Raw genomic sequence first — 19,316 nt, 5'->3', positions numbered from 1 at the left:
TCACGCATCCGCCTTTGCCGCCTGGGGAAACACCTCGGGCCCCATCGGCGTTTCGCCATTGGCGGCCAGCGCCTTGGCCCATTTCTCCAGCCACCAGCCATATTGCGGGGTCCAGTCGGCAAAGCCCCGGTTGACGCCCAGCGCCTCGGCGGCGTGATGCGCCCAGAACGGGTCGAACAGCGCCTGGCGGGCGATGCAGATCAGGTCCGCCTGGCCGGCCTGCAAGATCCGCTCGGCAAATTCCGGGGTGCGGATCATGCCGACCGCGGCGGTGGCCACGCCCACCTCGGCGCGGATGCGGTCGGCAAAGGGCACCTGATAGCCCGGCCCGCGGCCCAGGCTGGAATTGGTCGCCCCCGTGCGCAGGTTGCCGCCCGACGAGCAATCGACCAGGTCGATCCCGGCCTTTTGCAGCGCCTGCGACAGCACGACGCTGTCGTCGATGGTCCAGCCGCCCTCGATCCAGTCGGTCGCCGAGATGCGGGCGAAAAGCGGCATGGAATGCGGCACCACCTCGCGCACGGCGCGGACCACCTCCAGCGGAAAGCGCATCCGGTTTTCCAGGCTGCCGCCATAGTCGTCCTGGCGCTGATTGGCCAAGGGCGACAGGAAGTTCTGAAGCAGATAGCCATGCGCCATGTGGATTTCGATCAGGTCGAACCCGGCCAGCACCGCCCGCCGTGCCGCCGCCACCCAGGCGTCGCGCAGCCCGTCAAGCTGCGCCGGGGTGATTTCCTCGGGCATCTGCCAGCCCTCGCCCAAGGGCAGGGCCGAGGGCGCCATGGGGGTCCAGATCTCTTCGCCCGCCGCCAGGTCGCGTTCGGTCAGCGGGCCGTTGCCGCGGAATGCCCGCTGCATCGCGCTTTTGCGGCCGCCGTGGTTCAACTGGATGCCGATCTTGGCGCCATAGGCCTTTACATGGCTGGCCAGGGCGCGCATCCCCTCGATCTGCCCGTCCTCCCACATGCCCAGATCGCCGTTGGTGATCCGGCCGCGCCGGGTGATCGAAGTCTGCTCGACCATGACCAGCCCCGCGCCGCCCATGGCAAAGCCCGGATAATGCGTGTGGTGAAAGGGCTGGAGCCGGCCGTTCTCGGCGCAATAGGTGCCCATGGGCGAGATGACGACGCGATTCTTCAGCGTCACGCCGCGCAGGGTGAAAGGGGTGAAAAGTCTGACTTCGCTGGCCATTGCATTCTCTCCATTCAGTGCTGCGTCACGCAAACGCAGTCATCCGTTCCGGGCGGCAAGGCGCCGTCCGGTTCCGCGCGCCCGCAAGGCGTTCGGCTTGTGCAGATCTCGGCTTGCGCCGGGGTTCAGGAACCGCCGGCGGGTCGTTCAGTCCCGGCTTTCCGCCTGGCGCGGGGGCATGCAAGAGCCCTGGGGATTGAAACTTGTCGGTATGATGACACGGCGCGGTTCCTCCCTCTTGCCGTGGGTGATAAGGTCAAGCAGCAGCGACGCCGCCGTTGCCCCCACTTCGTTCTGATCCCAGCTTACGACCCCGATGGGGGGCTGGTGCAGGTCGCTCAGGTCGTTCCGACCCGAGCCGACCACGGAAATATCGTCGGGAATGGTCAGGCCGCGCGTCCGAATGGCGCGCAGCACGCCCGAAAGCATGTCGATGCCGCCGGCGATGATCGCCGTGGGCGGTTTCGACAGCCCCAGAAGCGAGGATGTGGCGCGATAGGCGTGATCGCGCAGGAAGCTTTCGGCCACGATCAGTTCGGGCGCCGCCTCGACCCCCATATCGGCATGGGCGCGCAGGAACCCGCGTACGCGGGCGCCGCCCGGATGCAACTGGGGCGGGCCGGTCAGGATGGCGATGCGGCGATGGCCAAGGCGCAGCAGGTGGCTGGTGGCCTGGTGGGTGCCGCCTTCATGGTCGGTATAGACCGCGTCGCACCACAGCGGCTGGTCGCGGTCGATCATGACCAGCGGCACCGGCAATTCGCGCAGGATCTCCTCGAACTCGCCCTCGATGGGGGTATAGGGACCCATCAGCACCCCATCCACCTGACCCGAGGAAAAGCTGCGCAAAAGCTCGATCTCGCGCGGGCGGCGCCCTTCGGAATTGGCGATCATCAGGGCGTATCCCGCCTCCATGAACGCGTTCTGCGCCGTCGAGACAAAGCCGCCCAACTGGGCGATGTTGATTTCGCGCAGGATGCATCCGACCGTGCGGCTGCGTCCCATGCGCATGGATTTCGCCGCGGCATTGGGCACATAGCCCAGTTCCGCGATGGCGCTTTCGACGGCCTTGCGGATATGGGGCGTCACGTCCGCAGCCTCGTTTATGACCCGCGATACCGTGCCGATCGACACTTTCGCCAGTTTCGCGACCTCGCGGATGGTGGGGGTTCTTGCCATGTCCTGCTCCCGCTCCGCTCAGATCTCAAAGGCCCATTGCTCGGTCGCGACGCGCCAGCCGTCGCCATCGCGCAAAAGCCACCCGAAGCCGGGAAAATGGATATGCATCCCCGCGACCAGCATATCCTCGTCATGGATGCGCTGCAAAAGCGCGATCCGGTTCTGCGCCGCCAGGTCGGGGTCGTGATCAAAGCTCATCGAGACGCCGGGCCGCGCCACCTGCACCTCGGGCACATGGGCCAGGTCGCCCCAGACGATCATCTGCCGCCCCTGCGAGCGGATCGCCCAGGTGGAATGGCCGGGCGTGTGGCCGGCGCATTCCACCAGGGTGATGCCCGGCAGCACCTCTTCGCCATCCTCGGCCTCGCGCAGCAGGCCCGCGTCGCGATAGGGGCCGACCTGCTGGCGCGTCCAGTCGAAATAGCGCAGACGCTTGCGCTCATCCGCGCGGTCGCGTTCCTCGTCGGAAAACCAATGCGCGATTTCCTTGCGGTTCACGATCAGCCGCGCATTGGGAAACAGGCGCCGGCCGTCCTGGCCGTCGGTCAGCCCGGCGGAATGGTCCGGGTGGCAATGGGTCAGCAGCACATGCTCGATGCTGGCCGGGTCGATCCCCGCCGCGGCCAGGTTTTCAAACAGCTTGCCCGCCGTGGGGCCGAAATTGTCCTGCGAGCCGGTGTCGATCAGCACCCGCCCCATCGGGCCGCGCAGCAAGAAGCAATTGACCGAGATGCGCGGCGGCGAGATGCGGTGATCGCGCGCCATCATCCGGTCCACCTCGTCGCGGGAAAACTCGCGGAAGATGTCATAGCCCATCTCGACAAAGCCGTCGGACAAGGCCGTCACCAGCACGTCGCCGAAGCGACGATGGTAGACGCCGGGGATCTGTCTTGTCGGCAGGTCGTTCATCTTGGCCTTCACATCTTTACCCAAAGGAAACCCCCGCCGCCCGATGCGCCGGGGTGTCGAAATCATATCAATGCTATCTCACGCAGATCGCCGATGTTTTCCAGCGCCCAAAGCGTATCGAAAAGCTGCGCCGCGCGCGGCTGCGACAGTTTCCGGCTGGCGCAGTCCAGGAACTTGGCCCGGATTTCCGCCCGCTCCAGCGGCAATTGCCAGCTACCGCGCGCATGTTCGACCGGCTCGTGGCGCAGGACGCGGCCATCGGTGGTGTCGACCCAGACCAGGTCGAAGGGCGCATTCGGCAGGTCGCCGCCGGCCTTGTCCTCGCTGGCCGTGACCTCGACCCGTTCCAGCAGCGCCTGGACATCGGCGCGCTGCACGAAGCCGTCGGTCAGCTCGTCCAGGCTCAGCCGGCGCTGCACGACCGCCCCCGCCATGGCGAACTCCATCGAGAACTTGGCCGCCAGCCCGGTCTGCGGCCGGCTGTTGCGCAGCATCAGCTTTTGCGTGGCCCCGGTATGGACATGGATCGCCGCGATCTTTTCCGGCGTCAGGTCGTGTTCCCCGACCAGGTCCAGCATCGCATCCAGCGCGCGATGGGTGGCATAGCAGGTCGGGTAGCGCTTGACATTGACCCCGAACCTTTCGGCCAGCGACACCTCGCCGATCCGAAAGCCGGCCGGGTCCAGGTCCGGCGCGCCCGATGGCGAAAAGGCGCGCAGAAAGCCGGTGCGGTGTTCGAACACATCGGCGCTGCCGGTATAGCCGGCGCTCGCCAGGCGCGCGGCATGGATGCCCGATTGCGCCGTCCGCCCGGCATGCAGCGACTTGGTCATCGAGCCGAAATTCGCCACCAGCCCCGCCGCAAGCGAGGCGGCGATCGCCAGGGCGTGGCGGGTCTGTCCGACATCCAGCCCCAAGAGCCGGGCCGCGGCCGCCGCACAGGCCAGCGTGCCCATCACCGCCGTCGGGTGAAAGCCGCGGTCGTGCAGGTGGCCGGGCTCGATCTCGCTCAGATGCGCCCAAAGCTCATAGCCGGCCAGCCAGGCGGCCAGCGCCTCGGCGCCGGTCGCGTGCCGTTCGTGGCCCAGCGCCAGGATCGCCGGCACCAGAACGGTGCTGGGATGGCCCGCCAGCGCCACGTCGTCGAAATCCAGCACATGCCCGGCCACGCCGTTGACCAGCGCCGCATCCCCGGCGCCATAGGATCGTCCATCGACCGCGGGCGCGGCATCGTTGCTGCCCGGCATCGGCGTGGCGATCACCGATGCAAGGGCCACGGCAGGCTCGGCCGCACCGGCCAGCATGCAGCCGATGCAATCGACAAAGCCGATGCGGGCGGCGTGGCGGGCGGCCTCCGGCGCCTGGCCCGCGTCAAAGCCGGTGACGAATTGCGCAGCCTTCAGGGTGATGCTGTCCATGGCCTGCCTCAATAGGATCGCGGCAGGCCAAGGACATGCTGTCCCACATAGGCCAATACCAGGTTGGTCGAGATCGGCGCGGTCTGATAGATCCGGCATTCGCGCCATTTGCGCTCGATCCCGTATTCGCTGGCATAGCCGAAGCCGCCAAAGGTTTGCAGCGCGGTATCGGCGGCCTGCCAGGTCGCCTCGGCCGCCAGGTGCTTGGCCATGTTCGCTTCGGCGCCGCAGGGCCGGCCGCCGTCGAACAGCGCCGCCGCCTTGCGCGCCATCAGGTCGGCGGCCTCAAGCTCGACATGGGCGCGGGCGATGGGGAATTGCACGCCCTGGTTCGCGCCGATGGGCCGGCCGAACACCACCCGCTCGCCGGCATATTCCACCGCGCGCTTGACCATATAGCGCCCGTCGCCCACGCATTCCGACGCGACCAGGATGCGTTCCGCATTCATGCCGTCAAGGATGTAGCGAAAGCCCTTGCCCTCTTGGCCCACCAGCGCCGAGGCGGGCACGCGCAGGTTCTCGATGAAGACTTCCGTGGTGTTGTGGTTCATCAGCGCCCGGATCGGGCGGATATCGATGCCGTTGCCCCGCGCCTCGCGCAGGTCGATCAGGAAGACCGAGATGCCGTCGGTCTTTTTCGCCACCTGGTCCAGCGGCGTGGTGCGCGCCAGCAAAAGCATCAGGTCCGAATAAAGCGCGCGCGAGGTAAAGACCTTTTGCCCGTCGATCACGTAATGGTCGCCATCCCGCACCGCGCGGGTCTTAAGCTGGGTCGTGTCCGAGCCGGTGGTCGGTTCGGTCACGCCAAAGGCCTGAAGCCGCAGCGTGCCCGCGGCGATCTCGGGCAGGTATTTCTGCTTCTGTTCCTCGGTTCCGTGGCGCAGCAGGGTGCCCATGATATACATCTGCGCATGGGCGGGGCTGGCCTGGCAGCCATTGGCGTTGATTTCCTCCAGGATGACCGCCGCCGCCCGCAGGGGCAGGCCGGCGCCGCCATATTCTTCGGGGACCAGCGCCGCAAGGAAGCCGCCTTCGGTCAGTTCCGCCACGAATTCCGAAGGGTAGCCCGATGTCTCCTCAAGCTTGGCCCAATAGTCCAGCGGATAGCGGGCGCAGATGCGGCGGATCGAATCGCGAAGTTCGGGATAGTCTTCGCCGAGGTCGAGGCTGACGGTGTCCTGGCTCATTCTTGCGGATCTTTCATTCAACGGGCTGATAGGTCTTGGGCAATCCGGCGCGGGCGATGGCGCCGCTATAGCGCTCGTCGCCCAGCCAGCTTTCGACATCGCGGCGCAGTTCCAGCAGCGCGCCAATGTCGATCCCGGTGGAAAAGCCCATGCTTTCCAGCATGAAGGCGGTGTCTTCGGTATTGATGTTGCCGGTGGCGCCGGGGGCAAAGGGACAGCCCCCCAGGCCGGCAAGCGAACTGTCGAACGCCCGCACTCCGGTTTCCAGCGCGGCCGCGACATTGGCCAGGCCCAGGCCCCGCGTGTCGTGGAAATGGCAGATCACCCGGCGGCCGGCAGCGATGTCGATGATCGGCGGCAGGATGCGATGCACCTGGGCCGGGTTGCCGTAGCCGACCGTATCCGCGACGATCAACTCGTCCGCGCCCGCCGAGGCGACGATCCGGGCGACTTCGAACACGCGCTCGGGATCGACCGCCCCCTGAAGGGTGCAGCCGAAACTGGTGGCAAGCCCGACGCCCAGCACCATGTCGCGCCCGGCCGGCGTGTCCTTCAGCGCGGCGATGCGATGGAATTCGGCAATGGCCTCGTCTGTGGTGCGCCGCACATTGGCCAGGCTGTGCGCCTCGGAAATCGACAGGACGAAATTGAGATGCCGGATCCCCGCCGCCAGGGCGTTTTCCGCGCCCTTCAGGTTCGGGACCAGCGCCGAGGCGACCACCCCGTCCAGTTCCGGGACGATCCGTGCAAGCTCGGCCGCGTCGGCGAATTGCGGCACCACCTTGGCCGGCACGAAAGAGGTCAGTTCGATCTCGCGCAGCCCGGCATCGCGCAGCCTGAACGCCCATTCGCGCTTGCGGTCGGTGGCAAGGAAGCTGGCTGCCATCTGGATGCCGTCGCGCAGGCCGACCTCGCGCAAAGTAACCCGCTCTGCCATGTCAGACCCCCCGGAATTGCGGCTTGCGCTTTTCGTTGAAGGCGCGGATGCCTTCCAGCCGGTCCTCGGTGCTGACCATGCGGTTATAGCACTCGATCTCGAAGGCCAGCCCGTCGGCCAGCGACATCTGCATCCCGCGGGTGATCGACTGCTTGGCCTGGCGCACCGAAATCGGCGCATTGCCGGCGATGCGGCGCGCGGTGGCCAATGCCGCCTCCAGCAGTTCCGCCTGCGGCAGGACGCGGTTGACCAGCCCCCAGTCGCGGGCCTCGGCGGCGGTAAAGGGCAGCCCGGTCAGGATGACCTCTTTCGCGCGCCGCTCGCCCATGGCGCGGGGCAGGTTCTGGGTGCCGCCAGCGCCGGGCATGATGCCCAGCGTGACCTCGGTCAGCGCGAAGCGGGCATTGTCCGCGGCATAGGCGAAATCGAAGGCCGCGGTGATCTCGCAGCCGCCGCCATAGGCCGCGCCGTTGATCGCGCCGATCACCGGGATCGGGCAGGCCAGGATGGCGCGCAGCATGCGCTCGAACATGGCATGCTGGCGCAGCCATTGCGCATCGCTCATGCCGTTGCGTTCTTTCAGGTCGCCGCCGGCACAGAATGCCTTTTCGCCGGTCCCGGTCACGACGATGGCGCGCAGCCCTTCGGCATCTAGCTGAAAGCGCTCGAACAGGTCCATCAGCTCTTCGCCCATGCGGGTATTCATCGCATTGGCCGCCTGGGGCCGGTTCAGCCGAAGCAGCAGGACATGGTCGTCGATGCGCTCAAGCGCGAGGGTTTCATAGGTGGGTGTCATTGGAATTCCTGCCTGATGGCCTGGTCCTGCGCGCCCAGCCGCGGCGCGGCGCCCCCCGACGAGGGGCGATGGTCGTCGATGGAAAACGGCAAGCCGACCCAGCGATGATCGCCGCCCTGGGTCAGGATGCCCACCGCCTTGGTCTGGGGATGGGTCCAGACCTGGTCGATGCGCAAAAGCGGGCAATTGGGCACCTGCACGGCATCAAGCAGCGCGCCGACCTCGGCCATGCGCAGCGGCCGGATCGCGGCGGCGATCTGCGGGATCAATTCGTCGCGCAGGGTCACGCGGCCGCGGTTCTGGCGGAAACGCTCGTCCTTGCCCAAGCCGGCAAGGCCGGGGATCGCCGCGCAGAGCCGGGCGAACAGCCGGTCGTTGCCGGCGGCGACCATCACATGCCCGTCGGCGGCCTCGAAAGCCTGGTAGGGCACGATCTCGGCAAGGCCCGAACCATGCGGCTTGCGCACCTCGCCCGACACGGCATGGGCGGCCAGCGGGATGGTCATCCAGGCCAGCCCCGTTTCGAAAAGCGAGGTGGCGACATGCGCGCCCTGCCCGCTTTTCTGCCGCTCGACCAGCGCCGAAAGCAGGCCGATCACCGTCCACATCCCCGAGCCCATATCGACCAGCGACACCCCGACCCGCACCGGCGGCCGGTCTGCCTCGCCAGTGATCGACATGATCCCCGAGGAAGCCTGGGCCAGCGGATCATAGCCCGGCTTGCCCGCCAGCGGCCCCGATTTGCCGAAGGCGCCGATATCGCACCAGATCAGGTCAGGATGTTCGGCCCGCAACTGGGCCACGTCGATGTCGAACTTGGCCAGCAGGCCGGGGCGAAGGTTCTGGATGACCGCATCCGCTTGCGCGATCAGCCGGCGCAGCAGCGCAAGCTGCGCAGGATCGGAAAAATCCAGCGTCACGCTTTCCTTGCCCCGGTTGAGCGCGTGAAAGGCGGTGGCGTCGTCTTCCAGGAAGGGCGGGCCCCAGCCGCGGGCATAATCGCCCGTCGCGGGGTTTTCGACCTTGATGACCCTGGCCCCCAGTTCCGCCAGGATAAGCCCGGCATAGGGGCCGGCCACGGAATGGCCCAGTTCCAGAATGGTCAGACCGCCAAGCGGTACGGTGTTTGTCAAAGCATTGTCTCCTTTAAGGGTCGGGTGGGGATCAGAGATATTCCTCTGCCAGCGCCGCCCCCCTGATCTCTGACGTCAGGCCCGAGCGGCGGATCTGCCCCGAGCGCATGACATGTCCGTAATGGGCAATCTTCAGCGCCGGCCGGGCCATCTGCTCGGTCATCAGCACCGCGATCCCTTCGTCCTGCATCTGCCGCACCGCGGCCGAAATCTGCTGGATCCAGACCGGCGCAAGGCCAAGGAATGGCTCGTCAAGCAGCAAAAGCCGGGGCGCGCCGCCCATGGCGCGCGCAATGGCGACCAGTTGCTGCTGGCCCCCGCTCAGTTCGCCCGCCGGCTGCGACTGGCGTTCGCCCAGGAACCGAAAGGCTGCGACCATCCGGTCCCAGCGCGCCGCCTGTTCGCGCGCCGAAAGCCGCGCGGCGCCGGCCAGCACGTTGTCCTTGACCGACATGGCGGCAAAGACCCGCCGGCCTTCGGGGGAATATCCGATCCCCGCCCTGGCCCGCGCATCGCTGGACATCGCGGAAATGTCGCGCCCGTCGAAATGGATCCGTCCGCGCGAATGGCGCACCAGGCCGATCACCGAATTGATCAGGCTGGACTTGCCGGCGCCGTTCGCGCCGATCAGCAGCACGGTCTGGCCGGTCTCGACCTTCAGGGTGACGCCGTCGACCGCCCTGGTTCCGCCATAGGCGACGTGAAGATCCTCAATGCTCAGCATCGTCGTCCTCCTCTCCGCCGCCCAGATAGGCGTCGATCACATCCTTGCGGTTCAGCACCTCGCCGGGGGAGCCGGTCGCGATCAGCCTGCCGCCATCCAGCACGATGACGTCGGGGCACAAGCGGCGGATCAGTTCCATGTCATGTTCGACCAGCAGCACGCCACAGCCGAACTCGCGCTGCGCGAAGCCGATATAGGCGTCGATATTGCTGCGCTCGGATTTCTCCAGGCCCGCCGCCGGCTCGTCGAGCAGCAGGATCCGCGGTTGCGTCGCCAGCGCCATGGTCAGGCCCAGCATCTTTTGCAGGCCGTAGGGCAGCACCTCGGCATGGCGGTTCCAGTTCTCGACCAGGCCGAACTGGTCCAGAAGCGGCGCCAGCCGCTCCAGCACCGACAGGTCGCGGCGCGCAAAGCGCAGGGCCGAACGCAGGTTGTCGCTGACCGTATAGCCGCTGAACGTGGCGGTCTGCTGGAAGCTGCGCACCAGGCCGCGGCCGGCATTGTCATAGACCGGGCGCCCGTCGATGCGGGTGTCGCCCAGGCGGACCTGGCCCGAACTGGGGGCCAGGCGGCCCGAGATGATGTTGATCATCGTCGTCTTGCCGGCGCCGTTCGGCCCGATCACCCCCAGAAGTCCGCCCGGCGGCAGGGTGAAGCTGACGTCGTGAAAGACCTTCAGCCCGCCAAAGGCCTTGGACATCCGCTCGGCATAAAGCGCCTCGCCCTGGATTTCGGCAGCCGCGTTCATCAGGCACCCCCTTTCGGGGCCTTGCGGGCCGCACCATCGGCCAGAGGTCGCATCCCCTTGCCGCGCCAGGACCGGACCAGCGTCGTCACGGTGCCGATCACGCCGCCCCGCGCCAGCAGGGTCACGACGATGATGAGCAGGCCGAACAGCCCCGGCGACAGCTCGCCGCGCAGCGCGAAGTAATCCGTGGCCGAGACCAACAGGATCGCCCCGACCAGCGTGCCCAGGATCGAGCCTTTGCCGCCCACGATCGTATAGGTGATGTAATTGACCGAGGACATCGGCGCGAAAGAGGTCGGATGCGCCGTCATCAGCATGTTGACCAGCGCAAAGCCGGCAAGGCCCGAAACACCCGCGGCGACCGCGAAAGCCATGGCCTTGTATTTCCAGCAGGCCAGCCCCAGGCTTTCGGCAAGCACGTCGTTCTTTTCGATGGCGGCGAATTCGTAGCGAAAGCGCCGCGTGAAGATCGCGGTGATCAGAAAGCCCGCAAAGGCCAGCCCGGTGGTGGTCAGCAGCACATGGGAATTGTCCCACAGCTCGATGCCGAAGAAGCGGACGGCCGGCATGCCCACCAGGCCGTTCGATCCCCCGGTCAGCGGCGCTGCCTCGAACAGCAGAAGCTGGACGATCTCGGTCAGCACGAAGGTCACGAGCACGAAATAGACGCCCTTGAGCCGCAGGATCAGCCAGCCCAGCGGAATGGCGCAAAGCGCCGGCACCAGGAAAGCCGCAAGCCCCAGCACGATCACATCCGTCACCCCAAGCCGCAGCGACAGCACGGCCACGGTATAGCCGCCGATCGCCATGAAAGAGGGGACGGCAAAGCTCATCAGGTCCAGCCGCAGCATGATATAGACGCCAAGCGCCGCCGTGGCCGCGATCAGGATCAGGTTGGCCTGCGACAGGAATTGCGGATTGGCGGTCAGGGTCGGGATGGCAAAGGCCAGAAGAACGATCCCGAGCGTGATCCATTCATGGCCGCTGAAAAACGGGGCTTTCTGCTTCAGATAGCCGGAAACTGTTGCTGTGGCGGTGGTCATGCCCGGCGAACCTCCTTGCCCAGCAGGCCCTGCGGCCGGATCACCAGGATGATCAGCACCAGGACGAACAGCGTCAGCGCGCCCTTGGAGCCGCCCAGGTAGACGGCGGCGTAAGCCTCGACCAGCCCGACGATGAAGGCGGCGACGGTGGCGCCCGTCACGCTGCCCAGCCCGCCCAGGATCACGGTCAGGAATGAAAACGCCAGGACCGGGTCGCCGACATGCGGCGCCAGCGCCAGGATCGGCGTCACCAGCGCCCCGGTCAGCCCGGCAAGGCCGGTCGCCAGGGCGAAGGCCAGGGGAAACAGGACTTTCGTCCGCATCCCCAGCGCGCCCGCCACCGCACGATCCTCGGCCATGGCGCGCATGGCGCGGCCGACATTCGTGCGATAGACCAGCCAGTAAACCAAGGCGATTGCAGCGAGGCAGACCCCAAGGACCACCATGTTCGCATAGGGGAAATAGATCCCGCCCGCCCGCCAGACCCCCGAAAGAGGGAACGAGAATTCCGGCGATTCAGCCCCGAAGATGACCAGGATCGCCGTCGCCATGACAAGGTAGAACCCCATCGTGACCATCAAGGTGGCCTGGTGATCCTCGATCACCCGTTCCAGGATCAGCACCTCGAACAGCCATCCCAGCGCCGCGGTGCTGCCCACCGCGATCACCAGCGCGACCGGATAGGGCAGGCCCAGCATGGCGGTGCAGTAATAGGCGACATAGCCGCCCATTACGTAAAAGCCGCCATGCGCGAAATTCACCACGCCCAGGATGCCGAAGATCAGCGTGAACCCAAGCGCGAGCAGGGTATATTGAGACCCCAGGCTGATGCCGATCAGCCCCGTTGCAATGAAGCCTTCCATGGTTCCTCCCCGGCCTGTCAGCCTTCGCTGACAGCTTCAGCGCGGATGAAATCCTTTTGCTCGCCGCCCTGGATCAGGCCGATGGCAAAGGGATAGGACATTTCCTGGTTGATCCCGAAGAAGCCCTGGCCGATCCAGTGACCGGCGCCGATATTCTCGTCATCCACCGGCAGGCTGCGCATCGCCTCGGCGATCTTTTCGGCGTCATCGACCGTTTGCGCCGCCTGGACCGCCTTGATCATCATCCGCGCCGCATAGACCCAGCGGAAATAGTCGCCGTTCTCGGGGCGCGGGCTGCCCATCAGTTCGAGATGCTTTTCTTCAAGCGCGCGCAGGTTTTCGTCCATGGCGACCGGCTCGAACCAGATGAAGTCCTGAAGCACGCCATAGCCCCCGGCCACGCGGCCGATCTCTTCGGTGCCCGGCCCGCCAAGGCGGAAGATCGGCCCGGTAAAGCCGGCCTGGCGCAACTGCTTCACGATGATCCCCGCATCGCCCGCGGGCGAGGACGCCAGATCGACGGCACCGGGATTTGCCCCCATCAGCCGCGTGATGATCGGCGCGAAATTGGTCGTTCCGCGCTGGTAATATTCTTCGACCGCCGTGACGCCCTTTTCCTTGAAGACCTGGGCGTTCACGCTGGCGATATCGGTGCCGCCCTGATCGTTCGGCGCGACGATGGCGACCGTGTCGAAGTCGTAAAGCTCCAGCCCCTTGTCGATGATCGGGCCGGCCCAGCCCGACGGTCCGGGTCCGATATGAAACACGTTGGGCCATTGCGGGCCGATGGCGTCCTTGGCAAAGCTGTTGACCATGGCAACCATGCGGTTGCGCGTCGCCACCGGCTTCATCCCGGTCACTTCGGGCGATCCGACCGCACCGACGACGACCTTGACCCCCTCGGCCGCCAGGGCGTTCATGGCCGAGGCGGCGCCTTCGGCGGTATATTTGGAATCGATCACCACCGGCGTGACGGTGCAGGGCGTGCCGTCGATGACAAGCCGCTCTTCTTGCATGGTTTCCTTGGCGACAAATTCAAGCGCGCCGCGCAGGGCAAGGCCCCATTGCGCCGCAGGCCCCGAAAGAACCGCCGGAGAGCCGATCTTCAGTTCGCAACCGAAAGCCGTCCCGCCCAAGGCCAGGGACGCAAGCAAAGTCCCGCCCAAAAGACGGCCAAAACCCAAAGCCATTCCATATCCTCCCCTGTTGGTGGCTTGGCGGCCCGCAACCGCGGCCCCGCAGACACCCCTCCTTCCGAAGTGCCCATCACTACCGCCACGCCGTTAACCTAAGGCGGGCAGAACGGCCTTGTCAATAAAACGTTTCATCAAAAAGCGAGGCGCGGGAAAGGTGCTAGGAGAAGGTGCTTTGCTCAGCATAAATCGCATGTTTTACAGCCATATAGCGATTAATTGGGAAAGCTTCGGGGGGTTTTCCCTGAATCAGGTGTTCCCTGCCCGACGTTACCGGCGGAACATTTCTACCCCTGGATGAACCGTTATTCTCGGGGAACAGGGTCGGGCCAACCGCCCGCACCGGGGGTGATTCCCACCGTTCCGCCAGAGGCTCCGGCGTTCAAAGATAGGAAAAGACGCTGCGGATCGTGAAGCTTGAGAGCATCCCCGAGACGCCGGGCAGGCGCGACAGCACCTCGGCATGCACGGATTCGAAGTCGTCAAGGCCGTCGATCTCGATCCGCAGCAGGTAGTCGGCCTCTCCGGTCATCAGGAAGCACTCGCGCACCTCTTCGCATTTTCGCGCGGCATTTTCGAATTTCCGCATCGATTCCGCGTTGGGAGTCGCCAGTTTTACCTGGATAAAGACCGGCCGGCGCGCCTTGGCCGCGGACACGTCGCGGATCGTGGTATAGCCGCGGATCACGCCCTCATGTTCAAGAATGCGGATCCGCCGCGCGCAGGCCGAGGCGGACAGGCCTACTTGCGCGGCCAGTTCCACATGGCTGGCCCGCGCGTTACGCCGCAGCGCCTCTAGTATCCTGCGGTCGATTTCATCCAGCACCATGCGCGAATCCTGAACAGTTGTGACGGTTTAATTTGATGAACGGTTTTATTTGCTGTTTTCCAGCGCCACAAGTCAGGATCAAGCGCCACCTTGCCGCTAGGCTGCCCGCAACGGATCGGGTCATCCGGCCTAACGAAGGGAAAGCAGCCACATGCAGGACGAATCCGGCCAGATTGCGCCCGTCGCGGCGATCACCGGCGGCGCCGGCGGCATCGGCCGGGCCTGCGCCGTGACGCTGATGCGCGAAGGCTACCGCGTCATCCTGCTGGACCATGACGAAGATGCCCTCGACATGGCTTGCGGCGAAACCGGCGCCACGGCCATGGCCCTGGACGTCGCGGACCCGCAGGCGGTGGGCCGGGTCTTTGCCAAGATCGACCAGGCCGGCGAGGGGCTGGACCTGCTGGTGAACAATGCCGGAATCGCCATTCGCGGCCCGACGCTGGACTGCCGGCCCCAGGACTGGGACCGGGTGATCGCCGTCAACCTGACCGGCAGCTTCCTGTGCGCGCAGGCGGCCGGGCGGATCATGATCCCCCGCAAAGGCGGCAATATCGTCAACGTCGCCTCGATCATGGGCCTGTCGGGCGGGCTTTACGCCAATCTGTCGTATCAGGCCAGCAAGGGCGGGATGGTCAACCTGACCCGCGCGCTGGCGGCGGAATGGGCCTGCCATGGCATCAGGGTGAATGCGGTGGCCCCGACCTGGGTCGATACCGATCTGATCGCGCCGCTGAAGGCGGATCCCGGCTTTGTCGAAAGGGTCGGCCTGTTCACGCCCATGCGCCGCCTTGCCAGCCCCGGCGACGTTGCCGAAGCGGTGGCCTTTCTGGCCGGTCCGCGCGCGGCGATGACCACGGGCCACGTTCTGCCGGTCGATGGCGGTTTCCTTGCCATCTGACCCCTGCCGCAGTGCGACCTGCGGCGCCACAAAGAAAGGATAGCCGATGAAACTTTGCAGATTTGGCCCCGCCGGCCAGGAAAGGCCGGGGATGATCGACGCGGCGGGCGGATTGCGCGACCTGTCGGCCCTGAAGGCGCGGCTGACGGGGGCGGATATCTCTCCTGCCGCGCTTTCGGCCCTTGCGGCAGTCGATGCCTCCCGGCTGCCGCTGGTCCAGGGCAATCCCCGGCTGGGCCCGCCGCTGGAGGGGATCGGCAAATATATCTGCATCGGCCTGAACTATTCCGACCATGCCGCCGAATCCAACCTGCCGATTCCGCCCGAGCCGATCATCTTCATGAAGGCCGTCACCGCGATCTGCGGCCCCGACGACGACACCATCATGCCCCAAGGCGGCAGCAAGCTGGACTGGGAGGTCGAACTGGCCATCGTCATCGGCACCATTGCCCGCAACGTCACGCGCGAAAGCGCGCTTGACCATGTGGCGGGGTGGTGCCTGGCCAATGACATCTCGGAACGCGCCTTCCAGATGCAGTCGCCGCAATGGGACAAGGGCAAGGGTTGCGACACGTTCGGCCCGCTTGGCCCCTGGCTGGTCACGCGCGACGAGATCGCGGACGTGAACGACCTGGACATGTGGCTGGATGTGAATGGCGAGCGTCGGCAGACCGGCAATACCGGCACGATGATCTTCGACCCCGCCACCATCGTCTCTTACGTCAGCCGCTTCATGACCCTGATGCCCGGCGACGTGATCGCCACCGGCACGCCGCCCGGCGTCGGCATGGGAATGAAACCCGATCCGGTCTGGCTGAAACCCGGCGACGTGGTGGAACTGGGCATCGAAGGGCTTGGCCGGCAGCGCCAGACCATCCGCGACAGCCAGCCGCGCTGAACAAGCCGCCTGCATGAAGGAACCAGGAAAATGAGCCGCAAACTCGGCGCCCTCATCATCGGTCCCGGCAATATCGGAACCGACCTGCTGATGAAGATGGCGCGTTCGGAATGGATCGAGCCGCGCTGGATGGTGGGGATCGAACCGCAATCAGAGGGGCTGAAACGCGCGGCCGCAATGGGGCTGCGCACCAGCGCCCAAGGGGTGGCCGGCGCCCTGCCCCATGTGCTTGACGACGACATCCGCATCGCCTTCGACGCGACCTCGGCCTATGCGCATGCAGAAAACGCGCGCCTTCTCAACCAGTTGGGCGTGATGATGATCGACCTGACCCCGGCGGCGATCGGCCCGTTCTGCGTGCCCCCGGTCAACCTGGCCGAGCATGTCCGCGCCGCGCGGATGAACGTGAACATGGTCACTTGCGGCGGACAGGCGACGATCCCCATGGTTGCCGCCGTCAGCCGGGTGCAGCCGGTGGATTACGGCGAAATCGTCGCCTCGGTCTCCTCGCGCTCGGTCGGGCCGGGAACGCGGCGCAATATCGACGAGTTCACCCGCACCACCGCCGCCGCCGTCGAAACCGTGGGCGGCGCGCGCAGGGGCAAGGCGATCATCATCGTCAACCCGGCCGAGCCGCCGCTGATCATGCGCGACACCGTGCATGTGCTGACCCAAGGCGCGCCCGACCAGCAGAAGATCACCGAAAGCGTCCAGGCCATGCTGGCCGAGGTGCAGAAATACGTTCCCGGCTACCGGCTGGTGAACGGGCCGGTCTTCGACGACCGGCGGGTGTCGCTGTTCCTGGAGGTCGAGGGGCTGGGCGATTTCCTTCCCAAATATGCGGGCAATCTTGACATCATGACGGCAGCAGCCCTGCGCACGGCCGAGCTTTTCGCGGTCGAGGCCGCGGAAGGCCGCATCGCCTTGCCGGCACGCGGCCAAGGGGGAAAGCCATGAACACCACCGGCGAACGCAAGGTCATCCTGCACGAAATGAGCCTGCGCGACGGGATGCATCCCCTGCGCCACCAGATGTCGACCGCACAGATGGTCGCGGTGGCCTGCGCCGCCGACGAAGCCGGCATCCCCTGGATCGAGGTCAGCCACGGAGACGGGCTTGGCGGCTCGTCGGTGAATTACGGCTTCGCCGCGCATGACGATCTGGATTATCTGCGCGCCGTCGTCCCCAGGATGAAGCAGGCCAAGGTTTCCGCCCTGCTTCTGCCCGGAATCGGCACGGTCGACATGCTGAAACAGGCGATGGATTGCGGCATCTCGGGCGTGCGCATCGCCACCCATTGCACCGAGGCCGATTGCGCCGAGCAGCATATCCGCCACGCCGCAGGAACCGGGATCGACACGGTCGGCTTTTTGATGATGGCGCATCGCGCATCGCCCGAAAAACTGGCCGAGCAGGCACGCCTGATGGAAAGCTATGGCGCGGGCACGGTCTATTGCACCGATTCCGCCGGCTATCTGCTGCCCGCCGACGTGACCGCCCGCATCGGCGCGCTGCGCGACGCCTTGCGGCCCGAAACCGGGGTGGGGTTCCACGGCCACAACAATCTGGGCATGGCGATCGCCAATTCGCTTGCGGCGGTTCAGGCGGGGGCGGGCCGGATCGACGGGGCGCTTGCCGGGCTGGGCGCCGGCGCCGGCAATGCCGCGACCGAGCAGTTGGTGGCGGTTTTCAACCGCATGGGCATCGCCACCGGGGTCGATCTTTTCGGGGTGCAGGACGCGGCCGAGGACCTGGTGGTGCCGATGATGGAACGCCCGATCCGGGTGGACCGCAGTTCCCTGATCCTGGGCTATGCGGGGGTCTATTCCTCTTTCCTGCTGTTCGCCGAACGCGCCGAACAGCGCTATGGCATCCCCGCCCGCGATCTGCTGATCGAACTGGGCCGGCAGGGCATGGTCGGCGGCCAGGAGGACATGATCGAGGACCTGGCGCTGACCATGCGCGCGAAAGCCTCCCAGCAGGGATAATCCCCGACGGCCGCGGCGCGGATCAGGGGTTTCCGGCCGGTCCGGCGGCCTGCTGTTTCTGGCCCGCAGGCCGCGTTCTGGGCCTTGCTGCGCCGCGCATCGCGGTGCCCGTGGCGCGATTCGCCCGCACATTCGGCCGGGGCCGCGCCTTGCGGATCCGCCCCGCCCCGGCCGCTGCGCCGGGCCCGCGGTTGCGGCTATACGCCGCACTCGCCCCCCTCAGGTCCCCCTTTGGGCCCAGTTTTCGCCGTGACGGGCGTCATGCATTTGCATTTCTCCAAAGATGCGGGCTATTTCCTGCACGCAACATCATCAGCGGCGGGAGGAAACCTATGGCTGTCAAGGTAGCGATCAACGGCTTTGGCCGGATCGGTCGGAACGTGCTGCGCGCGATCATCGAATCGGGGCGCAATGATATCGAGGTCGTGGCGATCAACGACCTGGGCCCGGTCGAAACCAATGCGCATCTGCTGCGCTACGACTCGGTCCACGGCCGCTTCCCGGCTCAGGTCACGGTCTCGGGCGATTCGATCGACGTCGGCCGCGGCCCGATCAAGGTCACGGCGATCCGCAACCCGGCCGATCTGCCCTGGGGCGACATCGACGTCATCATGGAATGCACCGGCATCTTCGCCTCCAAGGAAAAGGTGCAGCCGCACCTGTCGACCGGCGCCAAGCGGGTGCTGATCTCGGCCCCCGGCGACAATGCCGACAAGACCATCGTCTTCGGCGTGAACCACGACACGCTGACCAAGGACGACCGGGTCGTCTCGAACGCAAGCTGCACCACCAACTGCCTGTCGCCGGTCGCCAAGGTGCTGAACGATACGATCGGCATCGCCCGCGGCTTCATGACCACGATCCACAGCTATACCGGCGACCAGCCGACGCTGGACACCATGCACAAGGACCTGTATCGCGCCCGCGCCGCGGCGCTGTCGATGATCCCGACCTCGACCGGCGCGGCCAAGGCCGTGGGCCTGGTGCTGCCCGAACTCAAGGGCCGGCTGGACGGCGTGGCCATCCGCGTGCCGACCCCGAACGTCTCGGTCGTGGACCTGGTCTTCGAAGCCGCCCGCGACACCTCGGTCGAGGAAATCAACCAGGCCATCCGCGCCGCCGCCGACGGCCCGCTCAAGGGCATCCTGGGCTATACCGACGAGCCGCTGGTCTCCTCGGACTTCAACCACGACAGCCACAGCTCGGTCTTCCACATGGACCAGACCAAGGTGATGGAGGGCAAGCTTTGCCGCATCCTGACCTGGTATGACAACGAATGGGGCTTCTCGAACCGCATGTCCGACACCGCGGTCGCCATGGGCAAGCTGATCTAAGCCCCAGGCCTTGCCATGAAACCGAAAACGCGCCCTCGTCGGGGC

The 19,316-nt window shown here is 66.2% G+C and carries 19 protein-coding genes; 5 read left to right on the top strand and 14 right to left on the bottom strand.

Features of this window, described 5'->3' with window-relative positions:
* The 14 genes from F3H32_RS03775 to F3H32_RS03710 all read right to left on the bottom strand — a co-directional run bounded on the left by F3H32_RS03775 (position 1) and on the right by F3H32_RS03710 (position 14,150).
* Positions 1 to 1,191: an NADH:flavin oxidoreductase/NADH oxidase gene (locus tag F3H32_RS03775; protein WP_149764531.1), complete on the bottom strand. Its 1,191-nt coding sequence runs from the start codon at positions 1,189 to 1,191 to the stop codon at positions 1 to 3.
* A 147-nt stretch (positions 1,192 to 1,338) separates the two neighbouring features.
* Positions 1,339 to 2,370, bottom strand: coding sequence for a LacI family DNA-binding transcriptional regulator (locus F3H32_RS03770; protein WP_149764529.1), 1,032 nt, complete (start codon positions 2,368 to 2,370; stop codon positions 1,339 to 1,341).
* A gap of 18 nt (positions 2,371 to 2,388) precedes the next feature.
* The gene (locus F3H32_RS03765) at positions 2,389 to 3,303 is read right to left on the bottom strand and encodes an MBL fold metallo-hydrolase (RefSeq protein WP_223191333.1); all 915 of its coding nucleotides are present in this window, start codon (positions 3,301 to 3,303) and stop codon (positions 2,389 to 2,391) included.
* 38 nt (positions 3,304 to 3,341) lie between these two features.
* Positions 3,342 to 4,697: an MmgE/PrpD family protein gene (locus F3H32_RS03760; RefSeq protein ID WP_149764527.1), complete on the bottom strand. Its 1,356-nt coding sequence runs from the start codon at positions 4,695 to 4,697 to the stop codon at positions 3,342 to 3,344.
* An 8-nt stretch (positions 4,698 to 4,705) separates the two neighbouring features.
* Positions 4,706 to 5,884 carry an acyl-CoA dehydrogenase family protein gene (locus F3H32_RS03755; protein WP_149764525.1) on the bottom strand — a complete coding sequence of 393 codons (1,179 nt, stop codon included), beginning with the start codon at positions 5,882 to 5,884 and terminating at the stop codon, positions 4,706 to 4,708.
* 13 nt (positions 5,885 to 5,897) lie between these two features.
* A complete protein-coding gene (locus tag F3H32_RS03750) occupies positions 5,898 to 6,821 on the bottom strand; it encodes a hydroxymethylglutaryl-CoA lyase (RefSeq protein WP_149764523.1) in 924 nt (307 codons plus the stop codon).
* Between the two features lies 1 nt (position 6,822).
* On the bottom strand, positions 6,823 to 7,617 hold the full coding sequence (locus F3H32_RS03745; RefSeq protein ID WP_149764521.1) for an enoyl-CoA hydratase/isomerase family protein: 795 nt from the start codon (positions 7,615 to 7,617) through the stop codon (positions 6,823 to 6,825).
* Positions 7,614 to 8,750 carry a CaiB/BaiF CoA transferase family protein gene (locus tag F3H32_RS03740; protein ID WP_149764519.1) on the bottom strand — a complete coding sequence of 379 codons (1,137 nt, stop codon included), beginning with the start codon at positions 8,748 to 8,750 and terminating at the stop codon, positions 7,614 to 7,616. The genes F3H32_RS03745 and F3H32_RS03740 overlap by 4 nt, the downstream gene beginning before the upstream one ends.
* A gap of 31 nt (positions 8,751 to 8,781) precedes the next feature.
* A complete protein-coding gene (locus F3H32_RS03735) occupies positions 8,782 to 9,474 on the bottom strand; it encodes an ABC transporter ATP-binding protein (protein ID WP_149764517.1) in 693 nt (230 codons plus the stop codon).
* Complete coding sequence (locus F3H32_RS03730; protein WP_149764515.1) at positions 9,461 to 10,222, bottom strand: ABC transporter ATP-binding protein; 762 nt, start codon at positions 10,220 to 10,222, stop codon at positions 9,461 to 9,463. The genes F3H32_RS03735 and F3H32_RS03730 overlap by 14 nt, the downstream gene beginning before the upstream one ends.
* Complete coding sequence (locus F3H32_RS03725) at positions 10,222 to 11,265, bottom strand: branched-chain amino acid ABC transporter permease (protein ID WP_115754331.1); 1,044 nt, start codon at positions 11,263 to 11,265, stop codon at positions 10,222 to 10,224. The genes F3H32_RS03730 and F3H32_RS03725 overlap by 1 nt, the downstream gene beginning before the upstream one ends.
* Positions 11,262 to 12,128 (bottom strand): branched-chain amino acid ABC transporter permease, encoded by an 867-nt coding sequence (locus F3H32_RS03720; protein ID WP_149764513.1) that lies wholly within the window; start codon positions 12,126 to 12,128, stop codon positions 11,262 to 11,264. The genes F3H32_RS03725 and F3H32_RS03720 overlap by 4 nt, the downstream gene beginning before the upstream one ends.
* 17 nt (positions 12,129 to 12,145) lie before the next feature.
* Positions 12,146 to 13,318 (bottom strand): ABC transporter substrate-binding protein, encoded by a 1,173-nt coding sequence (locus F3H32_RS03715; protein WP_149764511.1) that lies wholly within the window; start codon positions 13,316 to 13,318, stop codon positions 12,146 to 12,148.
* 385 nt (positions 13,319 to 13,703) lie between these two features.
* Positions 13,704 to 14,150: an Lrp/AsnC family transcriptional regulator gene (locus tag F3H32_RS03710; protein WP_115754329.1), complete on the bottom strand. Its 447-nt coding sequence runs from the start codon at positions 14,148 to 14,150 to the stop codon at positions 13,704 to 13,706.
* A gap of 151 nt (positions 14,151 to 14,301) precedes the next feature.
* Here F3H32_RS03710 and F3H32_RS03705 point away from each other — a divergent pair, with 151 nt between their 5' ends.
* The 5 genes from F3H32_RS03705 (at position 14,302) to gap (ending at position 19,271) form a co-directional block, all read left to right on the top strand.
* Complete coding sequence (locus F3H32_RS03705; protein ID WP_149764509.1) at positions 14,302 to 15,051, top strand: SDR family NAD(P)-dependent oxidoreductase; 750 nt, start codon at positions 14,302 to 14,304, stop codon at positions 15,049 to 15,051.
* A gap of 46 nt (positions 15,052 to 15,097) precedes the next feature.
* The gene (locus F3H32_RS03700; RefSeq protein ID WP_149764507.1) at positions 15,098 to 15,949 is read left to right on the top strand and encodes a fumarylacetoacetate hydrolase family protein; all 852 of its coding nucleotides are present in this window, start codon (positions 15,098 to 15,100) and stop codon (positions 15,947 to 15,949) included.
* A 30-nt stretch (positions 15,950 to 15,979) separates the two neighbouring features.
* Positions 15,980 to 16,906, top strand: a complete 927-nt coding sequence (locus tag F3H32_RS03695) for an acetaldehyde dehydrogenase (acetylating) (protein WP_149764505.1) — start codon at positions 15,980 to 15,982, stop codon at positions 16,904 to 16,906.
* Positions 16,903 to 17,937, top strand: a complete 1,035-nt coding sequence (dmpG, locus tag F3H32_RS03690; RefSeq protein ID WP_149764503.1) for a 4-hydroxy-2-oxovalerate aldolase — start codon at positions 16,903 to 16,905, stop codon at positions 17,935 to 17,937. The genes F3H32_RS03695 and dmpG overlap by 4 nt, the downstream gene beginning before the upstream one ends.
* Before the next feature lie 332 nt (positions 17,938 to 18,269).
* Entirely contained in the window at positions 18,270 to 19,271 is a 1,002-nt protein-coding gene (gene gap / locus F3H32_RS03685) for a type I glyceraldehyde-3-phosphate dehydrogenase (RefSeq protein WP_149764501.1), read from the top strand.
* Positions 19,272 to 19,316: the final 45 nt, after the last annotated feature.

Source organism: Paracoccus thiocyanatus, assembly GCF_900156255.1.
Lineage (GTDB): Bacteria > Pseudomonadota > Alphaproteobacteria > Rhodobacterales > Rhodobacteraceae > Paracoccus > Paracoccus thiocyanatus.
Note: the sequence above shows the minus strand (reverse complement) of the source record. Positions and strands in the feature narration are given on the sequence as shown.